The following is a 6,494-nucleotide window of genomic DNA, read 5'->3' as shown; positions in this document are numbered from 1 at the left end:
CCCTCCCCACCCCCAAGGTCATCCCATCGAGTGACCCGACAATCCGACCGAAGCCCTTCGCCGGGCCGTGGCGGGCAAGTGAGAGCTCGCCGCGAGGAGTTCGAGAGAGGTCTCGGCCATGCGAGCGGCGGTCACCGCCGACTGGAAGAGGGGCGTGCAGCCGGATCGCGCGTACCCATGTGTGAGGCAATCCCTGAAGCTGGCGAGTTCAGGAGCGTTTGCAGGGTGACTGGGGCCCCGTTGGCCAAGAAGGACCTGGAGAGTCTGCCCCGCTGCTACGGTCACGCGTATGACGCTGTCAGCATCCACGGCCCGTGCCGTCGATTTGCGGGTTGAGCCGGTTGATGACGTTCTCGGTCGTATGGAGCTGTCGCTTCAGACCCGCTTGGACCGGGACACGGTGGTCCGTAAGCGGCGCTCGGTCGGGGCACGGACGGACCGTGACACCTGGGTGCGCATCGAGAGGCGGGGCCTCGACAAGATCGGTACTCAGGGCTGGAACGGCACCGAGTGTGCCGCGCGTCTGGAGGGCATTGCTCAGCCTGCATGGCAGGGATGTGTGGTCTGGCGGGATGCGGACGAGCCCGCCATGTGGCGGGCCGACGAGACGGAGATCCTGCCGGGAGAGCCAATCGGCACTGCCGTGCTGAGCGAGGAGCCGAAGTTGTCAGACGAGTGGTGGCAGGCCCTCAACGCCTCGTTGGACGCGCTCGCGGCCCACGACACAAGGCGCATTGCCACGCCGGACACTGTCACCATCACACAGGTCCTGGTCGACGAATCCATCCGCAGCGCCTTCTCCGGCGACTTCGACGTGACCGTAGAGCGGTGGGTTCCGGCCCACGCGGATCTGAACTGGGCGAATATGACGGCGCCGACGTTCTGCCTCTTTGACTGGGAGGACTGGGGAAACGCACCGCGGGGGCTCGACTCCGCTTCGCTGTGGGGAAGTTCCCTTGTCGTCCCGGCTCTGGCCGATCGTGTACGGCGAGAGCGACGATCGGACTTGGAGAGCCGGGACGGCAAGCTGATGACGTTGTTCGTGTGCTCGAAGCTCCTTGGGCCGGACGCGCACCCGGAGGACCCCCGGCTGGAGCCCGCCCGCCGCATGGCGGAGCAGGTTGTCGCGGAGCTTCAGACCTGTGTGCCCTGTCGGACACGACGCTGACCAACGAGGCGATTACCTGCCTCACCGAGGTATCGGGCACGTAGCTGCCCGCCGGCGATGGCGAGGAAGTGAGAGCTGGCTGCGAGGAGTTCGGGATAGGTCTCGGCCATGCGGGCCGCCGTCAGCGCGGACCGGAAGAGGGGCGTGTCGATGACGGAGTCCCCGGTGTACCGCTCGGTCGCCTTGAGCATGGCCCGGGTCCGCCCCTCGACGCCGAACACCTGGGTTTCCTGGAACCCGGCGTGTTCGATCTCGTCGCGCAGTTCGTCGGCGCTGTGGAAGCAGGCCGCGCTGAAGGTTCTCCCGTCGTAGACGCGGGACTTGAGGATGCCGATGATGCTGCGCTCGACGCTCTCCACGTGCAGGTGGGTCAGGGCGGTGGGCTCGAACAGCGAGGCGTAGCGACTGATCCCGACAGCGGCAAGCAGGCCACCCGGCCGCAGGACCCGGTACGCCTCGACGAGCGCCCGTACCGCAGACCAACTCCCCGCAGGCATCGAACCCCTGAATCCCGTATCCGCTAGCGCAGGTAGGTGCGCTGCCACTCGGCGGAAGACATGTCCTGGGCAGCGTTCGCCAGTGCGATCGCGGACGGTGTCTTCAGCTTGGCCCGGGTGCTGTCCACCCACTCCTGCGCGTTGCGGTACCCCTGCTCCAGGTACTCCAGTCCCTGGAGCATGCACTCCAGTCTGTCGGCGTCGTGGGCGACGAGTACCTCCAGGGACTCACCGCTCTCGTACTCCTCCACGATCGCCTTGATCCCGGCGGCCACCACGGGGTGCGCGTCGGCCACTTGGTCGGCGGTCACGTCCTCGTTCCTGGCGGCGGTGAGGTAACGCCGCCCGATCCACGGGATGTCACCGACGCGCGTCTCCTGCGTGTCGTGAAAGGTGCACAGCAGAGCGACCTTGGCCGGGTCGGCTCCTTCGAGCATCGCGAGCACCGAGCCGATGATGGCCGTGCGGAAGCTGTGCTCAGCGATCGTCTCCGGATCCTTGACGCCCGCGATCCACCACCCGCTGCGCTTCCCGCGCTTGAGGGCTCCCATCTCCATGAGGTAGGTGACCGAGCCCCGGGCGTACTGTTCCTCGCTCATGCGGCGTCCTCTCCACAAAACACGTTCTGGACAGTCGTAGACCGTAATGCACCTGCTCCAGCTCGCGTCGCGACCGTGGCGACCCCACTCCCAGATCGAGCAGCCGGGACACCCGGCCCGCGAGGTCGGAGGCGAGGTGCGAGTCCGCAGTGGGCAGGCCAGGATGCGAAGCGAGCAGAGCCCATACAGAGTGAACGTTGAGGTCCAGACAGGCCAAGGTCGGTTCGAGGCGGTCGGCCAGCGCGTGCAGCAGTGCACCGGCATCCCATCGAGTTCCGGTACGCGAGGCCATGAACCCGTCGTCCGCGCGCGGCAGGGTATCCATGCCGAGCCAGTAAGCCCAGTAGTTCAGGTTGGCCACCTCACCAGAGTCATCGCTCAGGCACTGATCAATGAAGGCCCACAAGACGTCCTGCTCGCCGTGCCGCGTGAGGGAGGTAGCAACGGATCTCGCATCCGACCATGCCGACATCGAGGTCGCGGTCAACCACACTGGCCTCCGCATGTGAGCCAGCCACGCGTGTGTATCCGGCGATCTGTCATAGCTGCACAGGTAGACGGCCTGACGTCGCAACAAGGCCCACTTGTCGCCTGCTCGATCAGCCACTTCGGCGTAGCGCCGGAGGCGATCGAAAAACACCCGTCGGTCAGGCTCGGCCAGCAGGGGAGATGGCGGGGTGGGTCCGCGACGGCGCGGGGGCGAAGCAGGTGCAGGGGGCATCGCTGTCGGCGGAATCCCGGTAAGAGCCCAAGCGATCAGGTGCGTGGCTGTCCGCGTGAACACCCACTGTGCGAGCGGATGAGCCTCCATATCGCGGCGCGAAGAGGAGTCGCTGTTCATGGTGTAAGCGATCACGGCATCCGCTTGGCTGGCGACATCGAGGAGCACGACAAGCTCAGGGTCCGCTCCTTGGCTGAGGAGAAGCCGGCGAACTGTCTGGAACTGGGCCAGGGAGACAGCGGGAAGTGGGCGCCGACCTGTTTCCCAGCTTTGCACGGTTGTCGTGTCTACACCGAGCTGCTCAGCGAACTCACGCTGAGTGCTCTGAAGGCGCTCGCGAACGATCTTCAGCAGATGGCCAGTGACGCCCCCTCCCGAAGGCTGGGTTCGAGAACCATGACCACGGGTCTGGGTTACCTGACGAAACGGGGGTCGAGCTGGAGTCATGACCCACTCCTGCCAGCTTCTCGCAGAGGAAACATGTACTCTGCGTCAGTTTTCTGGACCTCTTGGTCACTCTAGGTTTGTAGGTGAGAGAGACACCAGACAGGAACCTCAATTCTAGTCGCTCTGAGCGATGGCATGCTTACGCATTCGCCGTGGAGTCGTTTCCGTAAGCATCCACAGGCAGTGGCAGGTGATCCGCATGACGTACCGGCTCCTTCCCCCCCCCGCATGCGGGCCTACCTCGGACACCGCGATGAGCTGGAGGAGCACGTGATCATTCCAGCATGGGTCCAACCGCTTCAGCCGCTGTACAGATGGGCGTTCGCAGTGCATGAAGAGGAGATCCACCAATGGCGCCGGGCGGTGGCCCGGTCCCTGACACAGTGGCATGCGCCTCACGCATCGGTCGAACTGGCATGCTTCGGCGTCTCTGAGCTGCTCGCAAACGTCATCAAGCACTCCGTGGACCAGCATTGCCGCTTGGAGGTCACCCGGGACGGCGCCACCGCGGTTGTCTCCGTGCTCGACCGTTCGCCTGTTCTGCCCGTCGTCACCGTGCCCGACCGGGACGCTGAGTCCGGACGCGGGCTCTGGGTGCTCCAACAGATGGCTGGCGGCCAGGACTTCGGCTTCCGACGCTTCTACGGCCCCTGGAAGAAAGCCGTCTGGTTCCGCTGCCACTTGCCGAACCTGCAGGAGTCACGGTGATGGGCACCTGCAGGCACTCCGAGCTCGAGCAGACTTCCGAGGGCAAGAGGTGCCGGGTCTGCGGCTTGTTGATCTATCTCACCAAACCGGCGAAGGCGGAGCCCGCTCAGGCGAAGCCGCCCCGGGCACCGGCTGCCTCAGGGCCTGCGCGAGGAGTTGAGCATGATGGCTGAGACCGGCACGGCTACGTCCTACGCTCGCTGGATCGCCGCCCGTCCGCAGACGGTTGTCGTGCAGCCGACCAGTTTCTGCAATCTGGACTGTACGTACTGCTATCTGCCGGAGCGGGACCGCAGGGAGCACATGTCCGTCGAGGTGGCCCGCGCTCTCGCGCGGGCGGTCGCGGAGCTGGTGGACGGCTCTCCGGGACGGCGGCTGGATCTGGTGTGGCACGCTGGGGAGCCCCTGACAGTGGGCCTGCGCCGTTTCGCCGAATTGGTCGGCCCGTTCGAGGAGTTGCGGCGGTCCGGGCGGCTGCGCCATTACGTGCAGACCAATGCCACGCTCATCACCGACGCGTGGTGCGCCTTCCTGAAGCGCTACGGATTCTGCGTGGGCGTAAGCATCGACGGCCCGGCGGCCCTGAACGCTCAGCGGGTGGACCGGGGAGGAAGCCCGGCGTTCACGCGGATCACCCGGGGGATCTCCCGGCTCCGGCATGCCGGAATCCCGTTCTCGGTGATCGCCGTCGTGACAGCCGAGAGTATCGGCCAGCCTGAACCGTTACTCGACTTCCTGTCCGGCCTGGGCTGCGACACCATCGGCCTGAACATCGAGGAGGCCGAAGGCGTCAACACCCATCGCGCACCTCCGGCGATGATGCGCGCCGTGGAGTTCTGGCGCCGCACGATCGCCTGGAGCCGTCGCAATCCCGGCGTTCCCGTACGCGAGCTGGCCCGCTTGGGCGACTACCTCCACCTCACCCGCACCGGACAAGGAGAGCGGTGGGCCGCCCAGCTCATCGACCCCATCCCGACCATCTCCACCACCGGCGACGTGGTCCTCCTCTCGCCCGAGCTGGCGGGCACCAACGCCCCGCCCTACGACGACTTTCGGGCCGGGAACATCCTCACCCAGCCACTGGCCTCGATTCTCGTCGGCGCTCACCGCCTGCGCTATGTGCGGGAGTTCCTCATCGGCCTAAATGCCTGCCAGGCCACCTGTACGTTCTTCGGCTTCTGCCGCGGAGCGCAAGCAGGAAACCGCTACTTCGAGAACGGCCGCCTGGACACCACCGAGACCGGCTACTGCCGCACCTCCCGGCAAGCCCTCATCACCGCACTGTCCGATACCGTCCGGAAGGAAAACACACCGTGAACCTGCTTGAACTCCTCGCGACCGCCGACGCCCCGGTCCTCGACCACCTCACCGCCCACCGCGACGGCCAGGCCGCCGCCAACGCGTTCAACAACCAGCCCACCTGGGACAACGTCGGCATCGGCTTCGACAACCGGCCCACCTGGGACAACTGGAACAAGAAGAAGTAACCCCGCTCCACCCGTCAGGAAGCCCAACACCTCATGCACAGCCGCACCTTCGGCCACATCACCCTCACCCTGCCCGCCCTGGACGACCCCGACCTCTACCTCTCCAGCGTCACCTCGCTGGAAGGCGGCCGGGGCACCGTCCAGGACTTCCAGTACGCCGACGCGAGCCTGCGCGAACTCGATCTCGCGGACACCCGCCTCATCACCGGCCGCATCACTGGCCTGTCCGCCCAGCGCGTCCGCCTCGACTGCACCCGCCTGGACTCCATCGAGTTCAGCGGCTGCGACTTCCGCTCCCTGCACTGGTCCGACAGCAAGCTCTCCCGCACCGTCTTCCGCGACTGCAAGCTCATGGGCGCCACTCTCGACCAGCTCGCCCTCGACAACGTCCTCTTCACAGGCTGCCGACTCGACTATGCCACCTTCCACCAGATCCGCGCCGCCGGCCCCGTGGCCCTCGTCAAGTGCACCCTCACCGAGGCCGCCTTCGACCACTGCGACCTCTCCGGCGCCCATATCGAAGCGTGCACCCTGCACCTGACCGAATTCACCGCGGGCACCTACCGCCACACCGACCTGCGCGGCAACGACCTCTCCACCCTGCGCGGCGTCCCGGCCCTGAAGCAGATCCTCATCGACCGCCCCCAGCAGACCGAACTCGCCCACGCCCTCACCACCGAACTCGGCATCACCTTCGGCGACACCCTCAACGATCCGGAACAGCCATGGACTTGAAGATCGCCTTCGCCGACCTCGCCGCCCTGAGCCAGCGCTGCGAAACCACCACCGCCCAGGCGGTACACGGCCACCCCGACTACGAAGACGGAGCCGTCATCCCCACCGGCCCCTGGCAGCCCCTCACTGAAC

At 66.4% G+C, this 6,494-nt stretch carries 8 protein-coding genes; 5 read left to right on the top strand and 3 right to left on the bottom strand.

The window, feature by feature from the left end; all coding sequences use genetic code 11:
• Positions 1 to 289: 289 nt before the first annotated feature.
• The gene (locus ACSNOC_RS26615) at positions 290 to 1,168 is read left to right on the top strand and encodes a hypothetical protein (RefSeq protein ID WP_436750128.1); all 879 of its coding nucleotides are present in this window, start codon (positions 290 to 292) and stop codon (positions 1,166 to 1,168) included.
• On the opposite strand, the gene ACSNOC_RS26610 is transcribed toward ACSNOC_RS26615, so the two are convergent.
• The 3 genes from ACSNOC_RS26610 to ACSNOC_RS26600 are packed head-to-tail and all read right to left on the bottom strand — an operon-like array spanning position 1,135 to position 3,432.
• Positions 1,135 to 1,665, bottom strand: a complete 531-nt coding sequence (locus ACSNOC_RS26610) for a hypothetical protein (protein WP_436750127.1) — start codon at positions 1,663 to 1,665, stop codon at positions 1,135 to 1,137. The two genes, ACSNOC_RS26615 and ACSNOC_RS26610, sit on opposite strands and share 34 nt — an antisense overlap.
• 23 nt (positions 1,666 to 1,688) lie before the next feature.
• Positions 1,689 to 2,222, bottom strand: a complete 534-nt coding sequence (locus ACSNOC_RS26605; RefSeq protein WP_436750129.1) for an HD domain-containing protein — start codon at positions 2,220 to 2,222, stop codon at positions 1,689 to 1,691.
• A complete protein-coding gene (locus tag ACSNOC_RS26600; protein WP_436750126.1) occupies positions 2,143 to 3,432 on the bottom strand; it encodes a helix-turn-helix domain-containing protein in 1,290 nt (429 codons plus the stop codon). Before ACSNOC_RS26600 ends, ACSNOC_RS26605 begins: the two co-directional genes overlap by 80 nt.
• Before the next feature lie 228 nt (positions 3,433 to 3,660).
• Between ACSNOC_RS26600 and ACSNOC_RS26595 the strand changes: the two genes are divergently transcribed.
• The 4 genes from ACSNOC_RS26595 (at position 3,661) to ACSNOC_RS26580 (ending at position 6,362) form a co-directional block, all read left to right on the top strand.
• Entirely contained in the window at positions 3,661 to 4,140 is a 480-nt protein-coding gene (locus ACSNOC_RS26595; protein WP_436750125.1) for an ATP-binding protein, read from the top strand.
• Positions 4,141 to 4,305: 165 nt separating this feature from the next.
• On the top strand, positions 4,306 to 5,457 hold the full coding sequence (amcB, locus tag ACSNOC_RS26590; RefSeq protein ID WP_436750124.1) for a cyclophane-forming radical SAM peptide maturase AmcB: 1,152 nt from the start codon (positions 4,306 to 4,308) through the stop codon (positions 5,455 to 5,457).
• Positions 5,454 to 5,627: a multiple cyclophane-containing RiPP AmcA gene (amcA, locus tag ACSNOC_RS26585; RefSeq protein ID WP_436750123.1), complete on the top strand. Its 174-nt coding sequence runs from the start codon at positions 5,454 to 5,456 to the stop codon at positions 5,625 to 5,627. The genes amcB and amcA overlap by 4 nt, the downstream gene beginning before the upstream one ends.
• Before the next feature lie 33 nt (positions 5,628 to 5,660).
• Positions 5,661 to 6,362 carry a pentapeptide repeat-containing protein gene (locus tag ACSNOC_RS26580; protein WP_436750122.1) on the top strand — a complete coding sequence of 234 codons (702 nt, stop codon included), beginning with the start codon at positions 5,661 to 5,663 and terminating at the stop codon, positions 6,360 to 6,362.
• The last annotated feature ends 132 nt before the right edge of the window (positions 6,363 to 6,494 follow it).

The sequence above is a fragment of the Streptomyces sp. URMC 129 genome, from assembly GCF_051386415.1.
GTDB lineage: Bacteria > Actinomycetota > Actinomycetes > Streptomycetales > Streptomycetaceae > Streptomyces.
Note: the sequence above shows the minus strand (reverse complement) of the source record. Positions and strands in the feature narration are given on the sequence as shown.